This window comes from Kosakonia sp. SMBL-WEM22 (assembly GCF_014490785.1).
Classification (GTDB): Bacteria; Pseudomonadota; Gammaproteobacteria; order Enterobacterales; family Enterobacteriaceae; genus Kosakonia.
Genome location: NZ_CP051488.1, coordinates 352826 through 370836 on the forward strand (window position 1 = coordinate 352826; position 18011 = coordinate 370836).

The 18011-nt window shown below is 58.3% G+C and carries 12 protein-coding genes; 6 read left to right on the top strand and 6 right to left on the bottom strand.

Translation table 11 applies throughout. The annotated features are described in order from the left end of the window. Positions 1-47: 47 nt before the first annotated feature. The gene (locus HF650_RS01795) at positions 48-1109 is read left to right on the top strand and encodes a LacI family DNA-binding transcriptional regulator (RefSeq protein WP_187800929.1); all 1062 of its coding nucleotides are present in this window, start codon (positions 48-50) and stop codon (positions 1107-1109) included. Positions 1110-1174: 65 nt separating this feature from the next. On the opposite strand, the gene HF650_RS01800 is transcribed toward HF650_RS01795, so the two are convergent. The 5 genes from HF650_RS01800 to fdhF all read right to left on the bottom strand — a co-directional run bounded on the left by HF650_RS01800 (position 1175) and on the right by fdhF (position 8525). Further along, entirely contained in the window at positions 1175-2224 is a 1050-nt protein-coding gene (locus HF650_RS01800; RefSeq protein ID WP_223284260.1) for an MFS transporter, read from the bottom strand. 24 nt (positions 2225-2248) lie between these two features. Beyond that, a complete protein-coding gene (locus HF650_RS25180) occupies positions 2249-2467 on the bottom strand; it encodes a hypothetical protein (protein ID WP_223284261.1) in 219 nt (72 codons plus the stop codon). 54 nt (positions 2468-2521) lie between these two features. After that, the gene (locus tag HF650_RS01805; RefSeq protein WP_187800930.1) at positions 2522-5017 is read right to left on the bottom strand and encodes a hypothetical protein; all 2496 of its coding nucleotides are present in this window, start codon (positions 5015-5017) and stop codon (positions 2522-2524) included. Positions 5018-5044: 27 nt separating this feature from the next. Continuing rightward, the gene (locus tag HF650_RS01810) at positions 5045-6127 is read right to left on the bottom strand and encodes a glycoside hydrolase family 88 protein (protein WP_187800931.1); all 1083 of its coding nucleotides are present in this window, start codon (positions 6125-6127) and stop codon (positions 5045-5047) included. A gap of 250 nt (positions 6128-6377) precedes the next feature. Continuing rightward, positions 6378-8525: a formate dehydrogenase subunit alpha gene (gene fdhF, locus HF650_RS01815; RefSeq protein ID WP_187800932.1), complete on the bottom strand. Its 2148-nt coding sequence runs from the start codon at positions 8523-8525 to the stop codon at positions 6378-6380. A 268-nt stretch (positions 8526-8793) separates the two neighbouring features. Between fdhF and HF650_RS01820 the strand changes: the two genes are divergently transcribed. Further along, positions 8794-9525 carry a response regulator transcription factor gene (locus tag HF650_RS01820; RefSeq protein WP_187800933.1) on the top strand — a complete coding sequence of 244 codons (732 nt, stop codon included), beginning with the start codon at positions 8794-8796 and terminating at the stop codon, positions 9523-9525. An 854-nt stretch (positions 9526-10379) separates the two neighbouring features. Here HF650_RS01820 and HF650_RS01825 read toward each other — a convergent pair. After that, positions 10380-10973, bottom strand: coding sequence for a YhgN family NAAT transporter (locus HF650_RS01825; RefSeq protein ID WP_187800934.1), 594 nt, complete (start codon positions 10971-10973; stop codon positions 10380-10382). 172 nt (positions 10974-11145) lie between these two features. Between HF650_RS01825 and asd the strand changes: the two genes are divergently transcribed. The 4 genes from asd to glgC all read left to right on the top strand — a co-directional run bounded on the left by asd (position 11146) and on the right by glgC (position 17967). Then, a complete protein-coding gene (asd, locus tag HF650_RS01830) occupies positions 11146-12252 on the top strand; it encodes an aspartate-semialdehyde dehydrogenase (RefSeq protein WP_187800935.1) in 1107 nt (368 codons plus the stop codon). Positions 12253-12509: 257 nt separating this feature from the next. After that, positions 12510-14696, top strand: a complete 2187-nt coding sequence (gene glgB, locus HF650_RS01835) for a 1,4-alpha-glucan branching enzyme (protein WP_187800936.1) — start codon at positions 12510-12512, stop codon at positions 14694-14696. After that, the gene (glgX, locus tag HF650_RS01840; RefSeq protein WP_187800937.1) at positions 14693-16690 is read left to right on the top strand and encodes a glycogen debranching protein GlgX; all 1998 of its coding nucleotides are present in this window, start codon (positions 14693-14695) and stop codon (positions 16688-16690) included. The genes glgB and glgX overlap by 4 nt, the downstream gene beginning before the upstream one ends. Next, the gene (glgC, locus tag HF650_RS01845; protein WP_187800938.1) at positions 16684-17967 is read left to right on the top strand and encodes a glucose-1-phosphate adenylyltransferase; all 1284 of its coding nucleotides are present in this window, start codon (positions 16684-16686) and stop codon (positions 17965-17967) included. The genes glgX and glgC overlap by 7 nt, the downstream gene beginning before the upstream one ends. Positions 17968-18011: the final 44 nt, after the last annotated feature.

Here is an 18011-nt window from a genome sequence, read left to right on the forward strand (position 1 = left end):
AAATGCCATGCTGAGGCCTTCGAACCGGCAGAAGGATGGACGCAATTATGGTTTCGCGTAAACCGGATGATGATCAGAGCGACGCTGCTTATCGCCGCGTGCGGCTGGATGATATTGCCACCCGTTGCGGCACCTCGCTCAGTACCGTTTCCCGTGCGCTCTCGGGCGAGAAGGGAGTAAGCGAGACGCTGCGCGCCCGCATTCAGGAGGTCGCTCGCGCCATGCGTTACACACCGGCCCAGGAGATTGGCGGCACGCGTATTGTGCTGGCGGTGTCGCAGGCGGCGATGCTCGATTACAACCGCTATCAGTTCAGCTGGTATGTGTTGCAGGGGTTAAAAGAGCGGGCAAAAGTGCTCGGTGTCGAACTGACGACCCATGCCCTGAGCGGCCAGGATGACCCCGCGTTGCAGGCGCTGTTGAGCGAACCCGATATCGGCGGCGTGCTGGCGTTAACGGTGGATGACCCCGGTTTTCTCACCGCCGTGGCCGGGCTGCGCAAACCGGCGGTGCTGGTTAACAGCGAAGATCCGCTGATGCGCCTCTCCAGTGTGCTGCCCTGCAACCGCTCCGCCACCCGCATGGCCTGCGACTACCTGATTGCCCACGGGCACCAGCATATTCTGTTTCTCACCCATCCCGGTCGGCGCACCATTGCGCAGCGGGAAGAGGGGTGGCGGGAAGCGATGCGCGATGCGCACCTCTCCTGCGACGAGGGCGATATTCTCACCGTGACTGACTGGTTGCCGGAGCTGGCCGAGCAGGCGGTGATGGCGTGGTTTGCGAAGGGGAAACACCCGCACACCGCGATCCTGTGCGCCAATGATTCGCTGGCGCTGGGGGCGATGCAGGGGCTGACAAAACTGGGCATCAGCGTGCCGGAGGCGGTATCGGTAGTCGGCATGAACGATCTGCCGCAGGCGGAGTTTGCTTCCCCGGCGCTGACCACGGTGCATTTACCGGTGCAGGAGATGGGCACCCTCGCGCTGGAGCTGTTGCAGGATATGATTGCCGGCAGCGTTGAAACCCCGCGGCGGATTGAGCTGGCCTGCACGATGGTTGAGCGTCAGTCGGTCGCAAAACGGGGCGCCGAAGCGGCCCCGTTTTAAGCACGAGCGGGTTAATCGAATTTAGCCCGCTCCATTTTGGGCACCAATAGCAGGTACATCACGCCCTAGGCAACCAGATAGGCGACAGAACTGATAGCAAACAGCGCCCAGTAATTGCCAGATGACTCCAGCACGGCACCAATCACCGTTGAGAAAATCACGCTGCCAATCATGCCGAAGGTACTGCCAATCCCAACCACGGAGCCGACCGCCGCATTGGGGAAGAGGTCGGAAACGGAGGTCAAAATATTGGCTGACCAGCCCTGGTGGGCAGCCGCCGCCAGGCCGACCAGCGCCACCGCTGCCCACAGATTATCGACCTGGGTGGCGGCAAAAATCGGCGTCACCAGGCAGGCGCAAATCAGCATCGTGGTTTTACGCGCTTTCGCCGCGCTAAAGCCCATATTCATCAGTTTACCCGGCAGCCAGCCCGCACCGAGACTGCCGACAATCGCAAACAGGTAGATCACGATCAGCGGTAAACCTAAGCCCTCCATATTCAGCCCGCGCGACTCGTTAAGCCACTTCGGCAGCCAGAAGAGGAAGAACCACCAGATTGGGTCGGTCAGCATCTTGCCGAGGGCAAACGCCCACAGCTGGCGATACTTCAGCAACTGCGTCCATTTGATGGCGGAGACGTTCACCGCCTCCTCTTTATCCTGACGGATCCACGTCAGCTCTTCCTGGTTGGCTTTATCGCTCGCTTTGCCAAAGGCTAAAAACCACGGGATGAGCCAGACAAAGCCGACGCCGCCGAGGATCAGAAATGCGCCGTGCCAGCCGTAATGAATGGCGATAAAGGGGATCAATGCCGGTGAGATCACCACGCCAATGTTGACCGCCACGCCAAGAATACCGGTCGCCAGCGTGCGCTCTTTTTTCGGGAACCAGTCGGAGATCACTTTCATCGCCGCCGGGAAGTTAGCCGCTTCGCCCAGCCCCAAAATCACGCGCACAATCATAAAGCCGACCACGGTGCCCACCACCGCGTGCAGCATGGCGGCGGCGCTCCACACCACCATGGCGATGGCGTAGCTGATGCGGGTGCTGAGCTTGTCGATAATACGCCCGCACACCAGTGTGCCGATGCCGTAAGCAATGGTGAAGGCATTCACCAGCCAGCTATATTCGATCTGCGTCTAGCCGATATCCTTTTGCAGCATCGGTGCCAGCAGGCCGAGGATCTGCCGGTCCATATAGTTGACCGTGGTGGCGAACACCAGCATGGAGCAGATCACCCACCGGTAGTTGCTTTTCGGCTTCGCCACCGCCCGGGCGGGGTTGTGGATCGCATTCGGGTTAACGTCGTTTTGTGCCGCCGCCTGTGGGCTGCGTGCCTTATCAATTTGCGTTTCCATAAACTGTCTCCCGACCCGCACGGTCCCCCGCCGGGTCGTTACGCGCCAGAGGGATTAGAGAGTGAGTTCGCGGCTTTCGCCATCAACGGTCCACGTCGCCGGGTCGAGTGTGCGCCCCTGCGCCTGCACCCGTCCGTCGGCATAAAACAGCACTTCACCGTAATTCGCATCGCACACCTGCAGCGTGCCGTCGCCCAGCGTTTCAACGTGCAAAGCGGCAAAGTGGCTAGCAAATTGCGCCAGCGTAGTGAGCGCGGGATCGTCATTAAGGCGGATCAGCCAGCAGGTTTCACGCCCGGAGAGGCGCACTTCGCACTCTCGGGTCGGGCCGCCATCGACCACTTCAAAAGGCTGGTTGCCGGTCAGTTGCACCATGCCTTCACCCCCGCGCAGCAGAATGCGCGCTGCATCGATCTGCCGTTCATCAAAGGCGCTCTGTGGCAGCCAGGCGTGGGTAAAGTCCGGTTGTCCGTCATGGGTGTGAAAGAGGAGCACCGCCAGGCCGCGATACTGCTGCACGCGCGGCAGCGTGCCGCACCCGCCCCAGTAAGAGGGACGACCAAAGCCGCCGTGCAGGGTTTCGCCGGGGTGATTGATCCACATCTGTGCTTCTGGCCGGTCGCCGACGCGCAGGTGGATCGGCGTCTCCTGATACCCCCATTCGCCCCAGCGATAGCCGGCAATCGAGCCCATCGCCGCCTGGCGCGTTTTGTAGTGATAGAGGCGAGCGATGCGGTTCGCGCCCTGGGCGAAGCACCACTCCAGCGCACTATCACCCTGCCAGACGGCAACGTCGGCCAGTTCCGGTGCCAGCGAGAGTTTTTGCTGGCGCAGCAGCAGCGCGATTTGCGGCAGGGCGTGAAAACGACAGCCGAAGTTGCCTTTTCCCCACAGCAGGCGGGAGAGGGCGGATAGCTCCAGCGATTGCCCGGCGCGTAAGGTGTATTCGTAAGAGCGCCCCTGCGAGGCGGTAAGCGTTCCCTGGTGGGCGGAACGCGCAATCTGTTCTAATAAACGGGTAATCGCGCGCTGGCTGCGGGCAACGATTTCAGCATCGTCCGCCAGCGCGGCGAGGGCGGTTAACCCTTTTAAATCAATTGGGAAATAGGGGGCCGAGTTCCACTCCGCCATTTCGCACTGCTCGAAATGATCGAGCCACGCCAGCACGCGGGTGCGTCCGATATCGGCCTGATCTCGCCCGCTTCGACCGCTGCGCGTAAAGGTGCTGTCAGCAAAGAAGCTGCCCGCCAGATAGGCGGCGGTGTGAAACAGCAGGGCGTGGTTTTCCGAGAAGTACCACTGCACATCATTGCCCGGCTCATCCATCCAGTAGCGGAAGTTGAGGATCGCCTGATCGATCTTCGCCCGCGTGTCGGCGGCGATCTGCTCACCCCAGGCAATGCGGCACCACAGCAGCGGCACGAGGGTGAAATCCGCGCAGTCATGACATGCTTCGACCGAGGGCAGCACCCCTTCAAGCATGGCGTGAGTCTGCGCGTCATTCATATTGCAAGCCAGCCGCGCCAGCGCTTTGACGCTGCTGTACTCGCCGCGGGTCGCCACATAGTGCAGCGCTTCGTCGATGCGCGCCTGCTGGGTCGCGGGCACCTGCGCCTGCTCTTCGGCATGGCAGATCTCCACCCCCAGTGTGCGGGTGATGCGAAAGCCTGCTTTCTCCAGGCTGATAACAAAATTGCGGAAATCGGCGGGCAGCGCTTCGCTCTGCGCAATCTCCACCTCCGTTTCGCCTTTTTCCAGCGTGGCCGACAGCTCAACGGGCCTGTCTAAGGAGATAAAATCCCCCAACACGCGAATGGCGAGATGCAGAGTCTCCGCAGCCGGTTGCGGAAAGCGCAGACGCACCGGGCCGGAGGTGTAGGTCACCTGATCAAAGGAGATACCATCAAGCAGTTGCTCCATATGGCGGGTCATCTCGCCACCGATCGGCGTCGGCAGCGCAATGTGCAGCGGCGCGCCCTGCAAATAGTCGAGCTGGAAGAAGAAGCGAATATCGCGCTCGGCCAGATCGTCAAACCAGACAGCAATCTCGTTTAACCCGGCATTTAGCGTGACCGTAAACTCAAACACGCTCTCGAGGTTACGCTGATAATCCGCCTTCCACGCCACCTCTTTACCGTTCACCGAGACGACCGCTGCCCCGCAGGTGGTCAGGCGAAAGGTGTGCTCGCGTGGCTCTTCCGCCACAAGGTAACTTTTTGCCAGCGCGCCGACGCGCGTCGGGCGAAACCAGAAGCCGGAGAGATCGACGCGATCCGAGCCAAACGGAAACCACCACGTCGTCATTGCGGTTTCGCCAAATGGCGTTGGTTTTTTCCCGGCGAAATCGCGCTGAAATTCCGTGCGGCACGGGTAGGTGTGGGGAATAAAGTTTTTATGTTTACTTAAAAAGAAAAAGGGATCCATCTCGCCCTGCATCGGCTGGTCTGCCACATCATAGGGCAGAGAAGAGATGGGCGATAATTGCCAGTAGCGCACGGCGTTATTTATCGTGAGCGGAAAATAACAATAATTCTTTTGCGGCGTGGTCATTATTTTCTCCAGGTACAGAGGTATCTTTTATTTATTTTCTGTCAGACGCAGACCTTCGCTGAGGCATAAAATTGCCAGCGCCTGACCATAGCCCGTCGGTTGGAGGGGAATATCCTTATAAAATTGCAGGGTTCGGCCCATGCGCGTGCCGTAGGAGACATTGTGTACGGTGCCGCGGTTATCAATATTATTCTGCACGGCGGCCAGCGCTTTTAATCCCGCCGCTTTCCAGCGCGCATCGCCAATGCCGAGCCGCGCGCCTTTTAACAGACCATAACCAAACCCGGCGGTGGCGGAGATCTCTTCATAAGAGTCGGGGTGGTCGAGCAGGGTGTGCCATGCGCCGCTCTCCGCCTGCAGATCCAACAGAGTGTTAACCTGCGCTTTCAGGCACTCAAGCAGGTAGTCGCGCACGCCGCCACCGAGATCGGTCAGTTCAATAAACTCAAGAATGCCGACGGTGATCCAGGCATTGCCGCGCGCCCAGCGCGCATTGGCGAAGTTGCTCTTTTCGGCGAAGCTCCAGCCGTGAAACCATAACCCGGTGTGCGGATCGTTGAGGTAGCGGGCGTGAAGCAGGAACTGGCGCACAGCTTCATCCACCAACTCCTGGCGACCGGAAACAGTGCCGTAATGGCCGAGGAACAGCACCACCATAAACAGCGTATCGTCCCAGATCTCCTGCTCGTTGATACCGTCGGAGACCACATGCTGGAAGCCACGCTCCGGCGTACGCGGCAATTCTGTCATCACGCGATCGGCCCAGGCATCCAGCACCTGCTGATAGCGCGGGTTACGGTGATGGGACCAGAAGAGCGACAGCGGCAGCATTGGCGCGGTGGTGTTGATATTCAGCGGTGGCAGCCCTTTGGCGATATTCTCCTCAAACCAGCGGTCGATTTGGTTATAAATGTCATCCCGCCGCGTAAATTCCCACAGTCTGACCATGCCAAATAAACCGACGCCCTGCGGCCACTCCCAGCTGGTAAAGGAAATATAATCCCCCGGCGTGCCGTCAAGATTTGGTTCATTAAATTTCCCTTCGTCTTTTAATGAGGTGAAGCCCAGTAATAATAAATTTAATTGATCACTTAATGTGCGCATTTGCATATTTAACCTCACGCTGAAAATTATTTTATGCGTTGATTAAATCACTTTGATTTTTTAATGCGCAATACGAAAAAATTTTGCGTTTTTGAACTGTGAGCCATGCGGTAATTCTTAAAAGGAGGGCTTTGCAGGAATAGAAGATAAAAAAACAGGTTATTGAAATAATGTTTTAAGTTTTCGTGCAGGGCGCAAAAATTTTGCGTGCAGGGGTGAAAAGCGCAGAAAGTGGGGGCTTTCGCCCCCGTTTTTATCAACCCATCGCGCTTTCGCGCAGCCGGGTCTTCAGCTTGCTGTACTCATCAATGACATACTGCTCGGCGGCGCGCTGATCGGCGATCGGCTCGACGCGCACGGCGCAATATTTATACTCCGGCGTTTTGGTTATCGGGCTTAAGTTCTCCGTCACCAGCTCGTTACAGGCACCGATCCACCACTGGTAGGTCATATAGACCGCCCCTTTGTTCGGGCGATCGCTCACCTGCGCGCGGGTGATGATTTTGCCTTTGCGCGAGTTAACCCACACCAGCGCTTCATCTTCAATGCCCAGCCTTGCGGCGTCAGCCGTATTGATCTGCGCGTAGCCCGGTTCATCCGCCAGCGCGGCGAGCGCGGCGCAGTTGCCGGTCATCGAGCGGCAGGAGTAGTGACCCACTTCGCGCACGGTCGAGAGCACCATCGGATACTCCTCGGTGAGTTTATCCATCGGCGCGACCCAGTCGCAGGTAAAGAACTGCGCCTTGCCGTTCGGCGTATCGAACTGCTCTTTAAACAGGTATGACGTGCCCTGATCGGCCTCTGACTCATCGCGACACGGCCACTGGATGTAGCCCAGCTCGCCCATTTTTTCATAGGTGGCGCCATAGAAGTCCGGGCAGAGATGACGCAGCTCGTCCCAGATCTCCTGCGTGTTGCGGTAGTGCATCGGGTAGCCCATGCGGGTGGCGATCTCGCTGATAATTTGCCAGTCCGTTTTCAGATCCCACTTCGGCTCAACGGCTTTGAAGAAGCGCTGGAAGCCGCGATCCGCTGCGGTGTAGACCCCTTCATGTTCGCCCCATGAAGTCGAAGGCAGGATGACATCCGCCGCCGAGGCGGTTTTGGTCATAAAGATATCCTGCACAATCACCAGCTCAAGACCCTCAAACGCTTTACGCACCGCCGACAGCTCGGCGTCCGTTTGCAGCGGATCTTCGCCCATGATATAGGCCGCGCGCACTTCGCCATGCTCCACGCGGTGCGGCAGCTCGCTGATGCGATAACCGGTATGCGCCGGTAAGCTCGGCACGCCCCAGGCTTTGGCGAACTTCTCGCGGTGAGCCTCCTCTTTCACGTACTGGTAGCCAGGGAAAGTGTCCGGTAGCGCGCCCATATCGCAGGCACCCTGCACGTTGTTCTGCCCGCGCACCGGGTTAACGCCAACATGCGCTTTGCCGAGGTTGCCGGTGAGCATCGCCAGGCTGGTCAGCGAGCGCACGGTCTCCACGCCCTGGTAGAACTGGGTGACGCCCATGCCCCAGAGGATAGCGGCGGTTTTCGCCCCGGCGTACAGGCGCGCGGCCTGGCGAATCTGCTGGGCGCTGACGCCGGTCACCTCTTCGACCGACTCCGGCGTATACCCTTCGACTATCTTGCGGTACTCCTCGAACCCTTCCGTGCGGCTGGCGACAAACGCCTCGTCGTAGAGTTTTTCCTCAATAATCACATGGCCCATCGCATTCAGCAGGGCAATGTTAGAACCGTTTTTTAACGCGACATGCAGATCGGCAATGCGCGCGGTTTCAATTTTACGTGGATCACAGACGATGATTTTCGCCCCGTTTTGCTTCGCGCGAATCACATGATTGGCGACGATAGGGTGCGAATCCGCCGGGTTATACCCAAAGATAAAGACTAAATCGGTGTTATCGATTTCATTGATGGCATTACTCATCGCGCCATTACCGACCGACTGGTGCAGACCTGCAACCGAGGGGCCGTGTCAGACACGCGCGCAGCAGTCAACGTTATTGGTACCAATAACCGCGCGCGCGAATTTTTGCATGATGTAGTTAGTTTCGTTGCCGGTGCCGCGCGATGAGCCGGTGGTCTGGATCGCATCGGGGCCATATTTGGCTTTGATCTCGCTAAGGCGGCTGGCGACATAATCGAGCGCCTCGTCCCAGGAGACCGACTCCAGTTTGCCGCCGCGCTGGCGGCGAATCATCGGGGTTTTCAGGCGAGGCGTCAGGATCTGGGTATCGTTAATGAAATCCCAGCCGTAATAGCCCTTCAGGCAGAGGGTTCCCTGGTTGGTCTTCCCCTGCGCTGCTTCCGCCCGAACGATTTTACCGTTATCGACCACGAGGTGAATCTTGCATCCCGAGGCGCAATACGGGCAAACCGTGACGACTTTTTCCATCACTTTCGCTCCAGTTAAAAAATTGCGTTTCCGCTGTCGCTCCCGGTTATGCATCTTTTATGCCACCGCAACGCAGGGGGCGTAAGGGGATATTACGGCGCAAAAGCGGGCAAAATAGTGACGAAGCGCAGTCCATCGTCAAATGTGACGTGTCGAAAGGCGAGGGGGATGTGACCGCGCTTAAAAAATCGGCATTAATTCGCTGCATTTATTAAAGGCAGCCAACAGAATAGCCAGACTGAGCAAAGCAAGCTGGCGGAAGCGAATAATGAAACCTGCGATTCTGGTGGTCGATGACGATACGGCGGTATGCGCGCTGCTGGAGGATGTGCTGAGTGAGCACGTCTTTACGGTTCATCTTTGCCATAACGGGCTGGATGCGATCACGCTCTGCGCGCAGCACCCGGAGATCGCGCTGGTGCTGCTCGATATGGTGCTGCCCGATATTAACGGCCTGCGCGTATTGCAGCAGTTGCAGAAGATCCGCCCTGCGTTGCCGGTAGTGATGCTTACGGGGATGGGCAGCGAAGCGGATGTGGTGGTTGGCCTGGAGATGGGGGCGGATGACTATATCGGCAAACCGTTTAACGCCCGTGTGCTGGTGGCACGTGTCAACGCCGTTCTGCGCCGTACCGGTGTGCTGGCGGCCGAAACGGCTGTAGCGAAAAGCGGCGGTTTTTCGTTTAACGGCTGGCATCTTGACCCGACACGTTGCGAATTGAGCAACCCGCAGCAGCAGGTGGTCGATTTAACGCAGGGGGAGTACAGCCTGCTGCTGGCGCTGGTACAAAACGCGCGGCGGGTGCTGAACCGCGAACAGCTTTTAACCCTGACGCACAGTGAAAGTGTGGAGGTGTTTGACCGCACCATAGATGTGTTGATCATGCGCCTGCGGCGCAAGATTGAGGTCAATCCGCATCAGCCTACGCTTATCAAAACGCTGCGCGGCCTGGGATATGTGTTTGCCGCCGATGTCACACAGGGCGAGCAGGCAGCGTAGGGTGTAGCTTTTGCCGGATGGCGCTGCGGCTCATTATATCTGTAGGCCCGATAAGCGCAGCGCCATCGGGCATGCGGTGCCGCATTGAGCACATCGCCGGATGGCGGCTACGCCTTATCCGGCCTACGCCGTTCCAGTAACTCCGAATCTCATTCGTAGGCCCGATAAGCGCAGCGCCATCGGGCATGCGGTGCCGCATTGAGCACACCGCCGGATGGCGGCTACGCCTTATCCGGCCTACGCCGTTTCAGTAACTCCGAATCTCATTCGTAGGCCCGATAAGCGCAGCGCCATCGGGCATGCGGTGCCGCATTGAGCACACCGCCGGATGGCGGCTACGCCTTATCCGACCTACGCCGTTCCAGTAACTCCGAATCTCATTCGTAGGCCCGATAAGCGCAGCGCCATCGGGCATGGGTGCCGCATTGAGCACACCGCCGGATGGCGGCTACGCCTTATCCGGCCTACGCCGTTCCAGTAACTCCGAATCTCATTCGTAGGCCCGATAAGCGCAGCGCCATCGGGCATGCGGTGCCGCATTGAGCACACCGCCGGATGGCGGCTACGCCTTATCCGACCTACGCCGTTCCAGTAACTCCGAATCTCATTCGTAGGCCCGATAAGCGCAGCGCCATCGGGCATGCGGTGCCGCATTGAGCACATCGCCGGATGGCGGCTACGCCTTATCCGACCTACGCCGTTCCAGTAACTCCGAATCTCATTCGTAGGCCCGATAAGCGCAGCGCCATCGGGCATGCGGTGCCGCATTGAGCACACCGCCGGATGGCGGCTACGCCTTATCCGGCCTACGCCGTTTCAGCAACAGCGAACGCCATCCGGCACTTAACAACCTGTTATCCCTTCATCCACATGCGTATGCCGTCGAGGAACATCTGCGTGGCGAGCATCACCAGAATCAGCCCCATCAAGCGCTCCAGCGCGTTCACCCCTTTCTCACCCAGCAGGCGCAAAAAGAGCGATGACTGCAACAGAATCGCCACCGTGCCGCCCCAGGCGATCAGCAGCGCAATCACTAAATGCCCCATCTGATTCGGATATTGATGCGACAGCAGCATCAGCGTCGCCAGCAGCGTTGGGCCGGCAACCAGCGGGATCGCCAGCGGCACAATAAACGGCTCCTCCCCGGCGGGCAGGCCAGAGCTACTGCCGGTGGGGCTCGGGAAAATCATCTTGATAGCAATCAAAATGAGAATGATGCCGCCGGAGATCGACACCGTTTCGGCGCGCAGGCTGAGGACGGAAAGAATTTTCTCGCCAGCGAAGAGGAAAATAAACATCACCAGCAGCGCAATAAGCAGCTCGCGGATCATGATCGCGCGGCGGCGTTTTGGCTCGGTGTGTTTTAACACCGACATAAATATCGGCAGGTTGCCCAGCGGATCCATTATTAATATCAACAATACGGCGGCAGAGATGATTTCATTCATTGATTATTATTCCGGACATTTGCGGCGAAAATGGCGTAATTAGCGACATTTCTAACGCAGTGGCGATCATTTATTAATTTCACTTGCGACTTTGGCTGCATTTTGTAATGTGGAGCGATGTCCAGTTATCGCTGGCTCGCATACACAGCACACATCTTCGCAGGAACTCGTTATGAAAAATGTTGGTTTTATCGGCTGGCGCGGTATGGTCGGCTCCGTCCTCATGCAACGCATGGTTGAAGAGCATGATTTTGACGCCATTCGCCCTGTTTTCTTCTCTACTTCCCAGCTCGGCCAGCCCGCGCCCGCCTTTGCAGGCCAGGCGACCGGCACCCTTCAGGATGCGTTCGATCTGGAGGCGCTGAAGGCGCTCGACATCATTGTCACCTGCCAGGGCGGCGATTATACCAACGAAATCTATCCAAAGCTTCGTGAAAGCGGTTGGCAGGGTTACTGGATTGATGCCGCCTCGTCGCTGCGCATGAAAGATGACGCGATCATTATTCTCGACCCGGTAAACCAGGACGTCATCACTGACGGGCTGAATAAAGGCATCAAAACCTTTGTTGGCGGTAACTGCACCGTCAGCCTGATGCTGATGTCTCTCGGCGGACTGTTTGCTAACGATCTGGTTGAGTGGGTATCGGTCGCCACTTACCAGGCCGCCTCCGGCGGCGGTGCGCGCCATATGCGTGAACTGCTGACGCAGATGGGCCAGCTGCATCACCACGTGGCTGCCGAGCTGGAAAACCCGGCCTCTGCCATTCTCGATATCGAACGCAAAGTGACGGCGCTGACCCGCAGCGGCGATCTCAACACCGAGAACTTCGGCGTGCCGCTGGCCGGTAGCCTCATCCCGTGGATCGACAAACAGCTTGATAACGGCCAGAGCCGTGAAGAGTGGAAAGGGCAGGCGGAAACCAACAAAATTCTCAATACCGCGTCAGCCATTCCGGTTGATGGCCTCTGCGTACGTATCGGCGCGCTGCGCTGCCACAGCCAGGCCTTCACCCTCAAACTGAAAAAAGATGTCTCTATCCCGACCATTGAAGAGCTGCTGGCGGCACACAACCCGTGGGCGAAAGTGGTGCCGAACGATCGTGAGATCTCAATGCGCGAGCTGACCCCTGCCGCCGTCACCGGCACGCTGACCACCCCGGTTGGCCGTCTGCGCAAGCTGAACATGGGGCCGGAGTACCTCTCCGCCTTTACCGTCGGCGACCAGTTGCTCTGGGGTGCCGCAGAGCCGTTGCGGCGCATGCTGCGCCAGCTGGCGTAGAACAATCCTCCTTATAAGGGTGCTTCGGCACCCTTTTTTTTGATCTTTTTAAATGAAATTAAAAGATGGGCGTTTATTTTCCCAGAAGTCTGAAAGCGTTGGCTATGCTTTAGGCTGGGTGTCTTACATTTTGCCTGAAAGTGGAACGGAGCATTCAGATTGCACATGAGGTGCGGCACCGTTCAGGTTCAAAAAAGTATCGCAACCGCACGCAACGGCGGTGGAAGAGGCGATAACACAACAACAGGATGAGAACCATGTCTGTTCATGTTGATAAAGACGTGATTAATGCGCTTATTGTCGGCCATTTTGCCGATCCATTTTCTGTTCTCGGAATGCACCGTACCGATGCGGGTCTGGAAGTTCGCGCGCTTTTACCCGACGCCACGGAAGTGTGGGTGATTGAAACCAAAACCGGGCGTAAAGTGGCAAAGCTGGAGTGTCTCGACTCCCGCGGCTTTTTCAGTGGCGTTGTGCCGCGCCGCAAAAATCCCTTTAATTATCAGTTTGCCGTCTTCTGGCACGGCCAACAGAATCTGATTGATGACCCTTACCGTTTCGGCCCATTAATTCAGGAGCTGGATGCCTGGCTACTGAGTGAAGGCACCCATCTGCGTCCCTATGAAACCCTGGGTGCCCACGCCGATACGATGGATGGCGTCGTCGGCACGCGCTTCTCTGTCTGGGCCCCGAACGCGCGGCGCGTGTCAGTGGTTGGTCAGTTCAACTTCTGGGACGGCCGCCGTCACCCGATGCGCCTGCGCCGCGAAAGCGGGATCTGGGAGTTATTTATTCCCGGCGCGCTCAATGGCCAGCTCTATAAATTTGAGTTACTCGATGCGAACGGCCATTTGCGTATCAAATCTGACCCTTACGCCTTCGAAGCGCAGATGCGCCCCGACAGCGCCTCGCTGATTTGCGGCCTGCCGGGTAAAAAAACGCAGAGCGAAGAGCGCAAGCAGGCGAACAATTTCGATGCGCCTATCAGTATTTATGAAGTGCATCTCGGCTCCTGGCGACGCCATACGGATAACAACTTCTGGCTTAGCTACCGTGAATTAGCCGACCAACTGGTGCCTTACGCCAAGTGGATGGGCTTTACCCACCTTGAACTGCTGCCAATCAACGAACATCCGTTTGATGGTAGCTGGGGTTACCAGCCCACCGGGATGTATGCGCCGACGCGCCGTTTCGGCACCCGCGACGACTTCCTGCACTTTATCCATACCGCGCACGCTGCCGGTCTTGGCGTGATCCTCGACTGGGTGCCGGGCCACTTCCCGTCCGATGATTTTGGTCTGGCGGAGTTTGACGGCACGCACCTCTACGAGCACAGCGATCCGCGCGAAGGGTATCACCAGGACTGGAACACGCTGATTTACAACTATGGCCGCCGGGAAGTGAGCAACTACCTGGTCGGTAACGCCCTCTACTGGATTGAACGCTTCGGCATCGATGCGCTGCGCGTCGATGCGGTGGCGTCAATGATCTACCGCGACTACAGCCGCAAAGAGGGCGAGTGGGTGCCTAACGAATATGGCGGCCGCGAAAACCTCGAAGCGATTAAGTTCCTGCGCGATACCAACCGCATTATCGGCGAACTGGCACCGGGCGCAGTGACGATGGCGGAAGAGTCGACGGATTTCCCCGGCGTCTCGCGCCCGCCATCAGGTGGCGGTCTTGGCTTCTGGTACAAGTGGAACCTTGGCTGGATGCACGACACGCTCGACTACATGAAGCTCGACCCGATCTACCGCAAGTATCACCACCACAAACTCACCTTCGGCATGGTCTATAACCACACCGAAAACTTTATTCTGCCGCTCTCCCATGACGAAGTGGTACACGGTAAGAAGTCGATTCTTGACCGTATGCCGGGCGACGCGTGGCAGAAGTTTGCCAACCTGCGCGCCTACTACGCCTGGATGTGGGCCTTCCCCGGCAAGAAACTGATCTTTATGGGCTGCGAATTTGCCCAGGGCCGCGAGTGGAACCACGACAGCAGCCTCGACTGGCATCTGCTGGAAGGCGACGACAACTGGCACCACGGCGTACAGCGCCTGGTGCGTGATATGAACGCCCTCTACCGTCACCATAAGCCGCTGCATGAGCTGGATTTCGACTCCTACGGCTTCGAGTGGCTGGTGGTCGATGATGAAGAGGCGTCGGTGTTTGCCTTTGTCCGCCGCGATAAAGCGGGCAACGAAATTATCGTCGTCAGCAACTTTACGCCGGTCTCGCGTCCGGGTTACCGCATCGGTATCAACCAGCCGGGACGCTGGCGCGAAGTGTTGAACAGCGATTCGATGCACTACCACGGCAGCAACACCGGCAATGGTGGCCTGGTGCAGAGCGACGAGATTGCCAACCGCGGGCGTGACAACTCGCTGCTGCTCAACCTGCCGCCGCTCGGCACTATCTGGCTGGTGCGGGAGGGGGAATGATCTCCCTGACGGCCGGCTCCGCGAGCCCGCTCGGCGCAGAAGTGCAGAGCGGGGGCGTCAACTTTAGCCTCTTCTCGGCCCATGCTGAGCGCGTGGAGCTGTGCCTGTTTGACGCAGAAGGCAATGAGCAACGTGCCGATCTGCCGGTGCGCACGGGCGATATCTGGCACGGTTTTCTTTCGGGGGCGAAAGCGGGTCAGCGCTACGGTTATCGCGTGCATGGCCCGTGGCAACCGGCGCAGGGGCACCGCTTTAACCCGGCGAAACTGCTGCTCGATCCCTGCGCGCGGCGCGTGGAGGGTGTGGCGGTAGATAGCCCGTTGTTCCACGCCGGTTTCGACCAACCCGATCCCCATGACAGCGCGCCGCTCGGCTTACGCAGCGTGGTGGTCAACGATGCGTTTGACTGGGAAGGGGATAACGCGCCGCGCACGCCGTGGGGCAACAGCGTGATTTATGAAGCCCATGTCAAAGGGCTGACCTGGCTGCACCCGGACATTCCGCATGAAATTCGCGGCACCTATAAAGCGCTGGCGCATCCGGTGATGATCGCCTGGTTTAAACAGCTGGGTATCACCGCCCTCGAACTGCTGCCCATTGCCCATTTTGCGCACGAGCAGCGCCTGCAACGCCTCGGGCTGAGCAACTACTGGGGCTACAACCCGCTGGCGCTCTTTGCGCTGCATCCGGCTTATGCCCACGATCCTGAGCAGGCGATTAACGAGTTCCGCACGGCGGTGAAAGCGCTGCACGCGGCGGGCATCGAAGTGATCCTCGATATTGTGCTTAACCACAGCGCTGAAACGGACCTTGCAGGCCCGACCTTCTGCCAGCGGGGGATCGACAACCGTAGCTACTATTGGATCAGAGAGGATGGCGATTACCACAACTGGACGGGCTGCGGTAACACGCTCAATTTGAGCCAGCCTGGTGTGGTGGAGTATGCCCACGCCTGCCTGCGCTACTGGGTGGAGACGTTTCATATTGACGGCTTCCGCTTTGATCTTGCCCCGGTCATGGGGCGCACACCGGAATTTAACCCACAGGCACCGCTCTTTGCGGCGATCCAAAACGATCCGCTGTTGCGGGATCTGAAGCTGATTGCCGAGCCGTGGGACATCGGTGAAGGCGGCTATCAGGTGGGCAATTTCCCCGCGCCTTTTGCCGAGTGGAATGACCATTTCCGCGACGCCGCGCGCCGCTTCTGGCTGACGGAGTCACTGCCGATGGGCGCGTTTGCCGGGCGCTTTGCCGCCTCCAGCGATCTCTTTAAACGCAATGGGCGTTTACCGTCGGCGACGGTCAACCTGGTGACGGCTCATGACGGTTTTACGCTGCGTGACTGCGTCAGCTTCAACCATAAGCACAACCAGGCGAACGGGGAAGATAACCGCGACGGCACGAACGATAACCATAGCTTCAACCACGGCATTGAAGGGCTGGATGCCAGCGCCGATGTGATGGCGCGTCGGCGCGCAAGCCAGCATGCGCTGCTGGCGACGCTGCTGCTGTCGCAGGGGACGCCGATGCTGCTGGCGGGCGATGAGATGGGCCACAGCCAGCACGGGAACAACAACGCCTACTGCCAGGATAACGCCCTGACCTGGCTCGACTGGCGCCAGGCGGATCACGGGTTAATCGACTTTACTGCTGCGCTTATCAAAGCGCGGTCACACATCGCCGCGCTGACGGACGATGCGTGGTGGGAAGAGGGCGACGGCAACGTCGCCTGGCTTAATCAGCATGGGCGGCCATTAACGCCGCAGGAGTGGCAGGAGGGGGCGCCTCGCCTGCAAATCCTGCTATCAGGCAACTACTTACTTGTGATGAACGCCACCTCTGAATTGGCGGAAATAGCGTTACCGACCGGCGACTGGCATGCCCTGTCGCCCTTTGCCGGAGAAGAGAATCCGGTGGTGATAACTGTCTGGCAGGCACCAGCACATGGCGTGTGTCTCTTTCAGCGGTCAGATAAACGGAGTCAGTCATGGTGAGATTAGATAAGAACGACCCTACAATGTTGGCGCGCCAGCTGCCGTTAAAATCCGTCGCCCTGATTCTGGCGGGTGGACGCGGCACACGCCTGAAAGACTTAACCAAAAAACGCGCCAAGCCTGCCGTCCACTTCGGCGGCAAATTCCGCATCATCGACTTTGCGCTCTCCAACTGCATCAACTCAGGCATCCGCCGCATCGGCGTTATCACCCAGTATCAATCCCACACGCTGATCCAGCACATCCAGCGCGGCTGGTCTTTCTTCAACAACGAGATGAACGAGTTCGTCGATCTACTGCCTGCCCAGCAGCGCGTTCACGGCGAAAACTGGTATCGCGGCACCGCCGATGCGGTCACGCAGAACCTGGATATTATTCGTCGCTACGGCGCGGAGTACATCGTCATCCTCGCCGGGGATCATATCTATAAACAGGACTACTCGCGCATGCTGCTCGACCACGTTGAGAAGGGGGCGCAGTGTACGGTGGCCTGTTTACCGGTGCCGGTGCATGAAGCCACTGCCTTCGGCGTGATGGCGGTTGATGAAAACGATAAAGTGATCGATTTTGTTGAGAAGCCAGCCAACCCGCCGAGTATGCCGGGGGATGAAACCCGCGCGCTCGCCAGTATGGGTATCTATATTTTTGACGCTGAATACCTCTACGATCTGCTGGAAGAGGACGATAAAAACGAAAATTCCAGCCACGATTTCGGTAAAGATATTATTCCGCAAATCGTTAAATCTGGTATGGCGTTCGCCCACCCTTTCCCCTTGTCCTGCGTGCAATCCGACCCGAATTCCGAGCCTTACTGGCGCGACGTCGGCACGCTGGAAGCTTACTGGAAAACCAACCTGGATCTGGCCTCGGTCATGCCCGAACTGGACATGTACGATCAAAACTGGCCCATCCGTACCTATAATCAATCATTGCCGCCGGCGAAATTTGTGCAGGACAGATCCGGCAGCCATGGCATGACGTTGAACTCGCTGGTTTCCGGCGGCTGCGTTATTTCAGGATCGGTTGTTGTGCAGTCGGTGCTCTTCTCCCGCGTGCGCATCAACTCATTTTGCAATATCGACTCGGCGGTGCTGCTGCCGGATGTCTGGGTCGGGCGCTCATGCCGCCTGCGCCGCTGCATTATCGACAGAGCCTGCGAGATACCGGAAGGCACGGTGATTGGCGAAAACGCAGAAGAAGACGCACGACGCTTCTACCGATCGGAAGAGGGCATTGTGCTGGTTACGCGCGAAATGCTGCGCAAATTACAAGGTTGAAAGCACCACTGACATCCTTGCGCGGAAGGGGTCCGCGTGCTGTT

What these genes read in the sequence shown, in the direction of transcription:
- HF650_RS01825 (WP_187800934.1), bottom strand. Translation starts at nt 10,973, where the DNA reads ATGAATGAAATCATCTCTGCCGCCGTATTGTTGATATTAATAATGGAT.
- glgB (WP_187800936.1), top strand. Translation starts at nt 12,510, where the DNA reads ATGTCTGTTCATGTTGATAAAGACGTGATTAATGCGCTTATTGTCGGC.
- HF650_RS01795 (WP_187800929.1), top strand. Translation starts at nt 48, where the DNA reads ATGGTTTCGCGTAAACCGGATGATGATCAGAGCGACGCTGCTTATCGC.
- HF650_RS25180 (WP_223284261.1), bottom strand. Translation starts at nt 2,467, where the DNA reads ATGGAAACGCAAATTGATAAGGCACGCAGCCCACAGGCGGCGGCACAA.
- HF650_RS01805 (WP_187800930.1), bottom strand. Translation starts at nt 5,017, where the DNA reads ATGACCACGCCGCAAAAGAATTATTGTTATTTTCCGCTCACGATAAAT.
- glgX (WP_187800937.1), top strand. Translation starts at nt 14,693, where the DNA reads ATGATCTCCCTGACGGCCGGCTCCGCGAGCCCGCTCGGCGCAGAAGTG.
- HF650_RS01820 (WP_187800933.1), top strand. Translation starts at nt 8,794, where the DNA reads ATGAAACCTGCGATTCTGGTGGTCGATGACGATACGGCGGTATGCGCG.
- asd (WP_187800935.1), top strand. Translation starts at nt 11,146, where the DNA reads ATGAAAAATGTTGGTTTTATCGGCTGGCGCGGTATGGTCGGCTCCGTC.
- glgC (WP_187800938.1), top strand. Translation starts at nt 16,684, where the DNA reads ATGGTGAGATTAGATAAGAACGACCCTACAATGTTGGCGCGCCAGCTG.
- HF650_RS01810 (WP_187800931.1), bottom strand. Translation starts at nt 6,127, where the DNA reads ATGCAAATGCGCACATTAAGTGATCAATTAAATTTATTATTACTGGGC.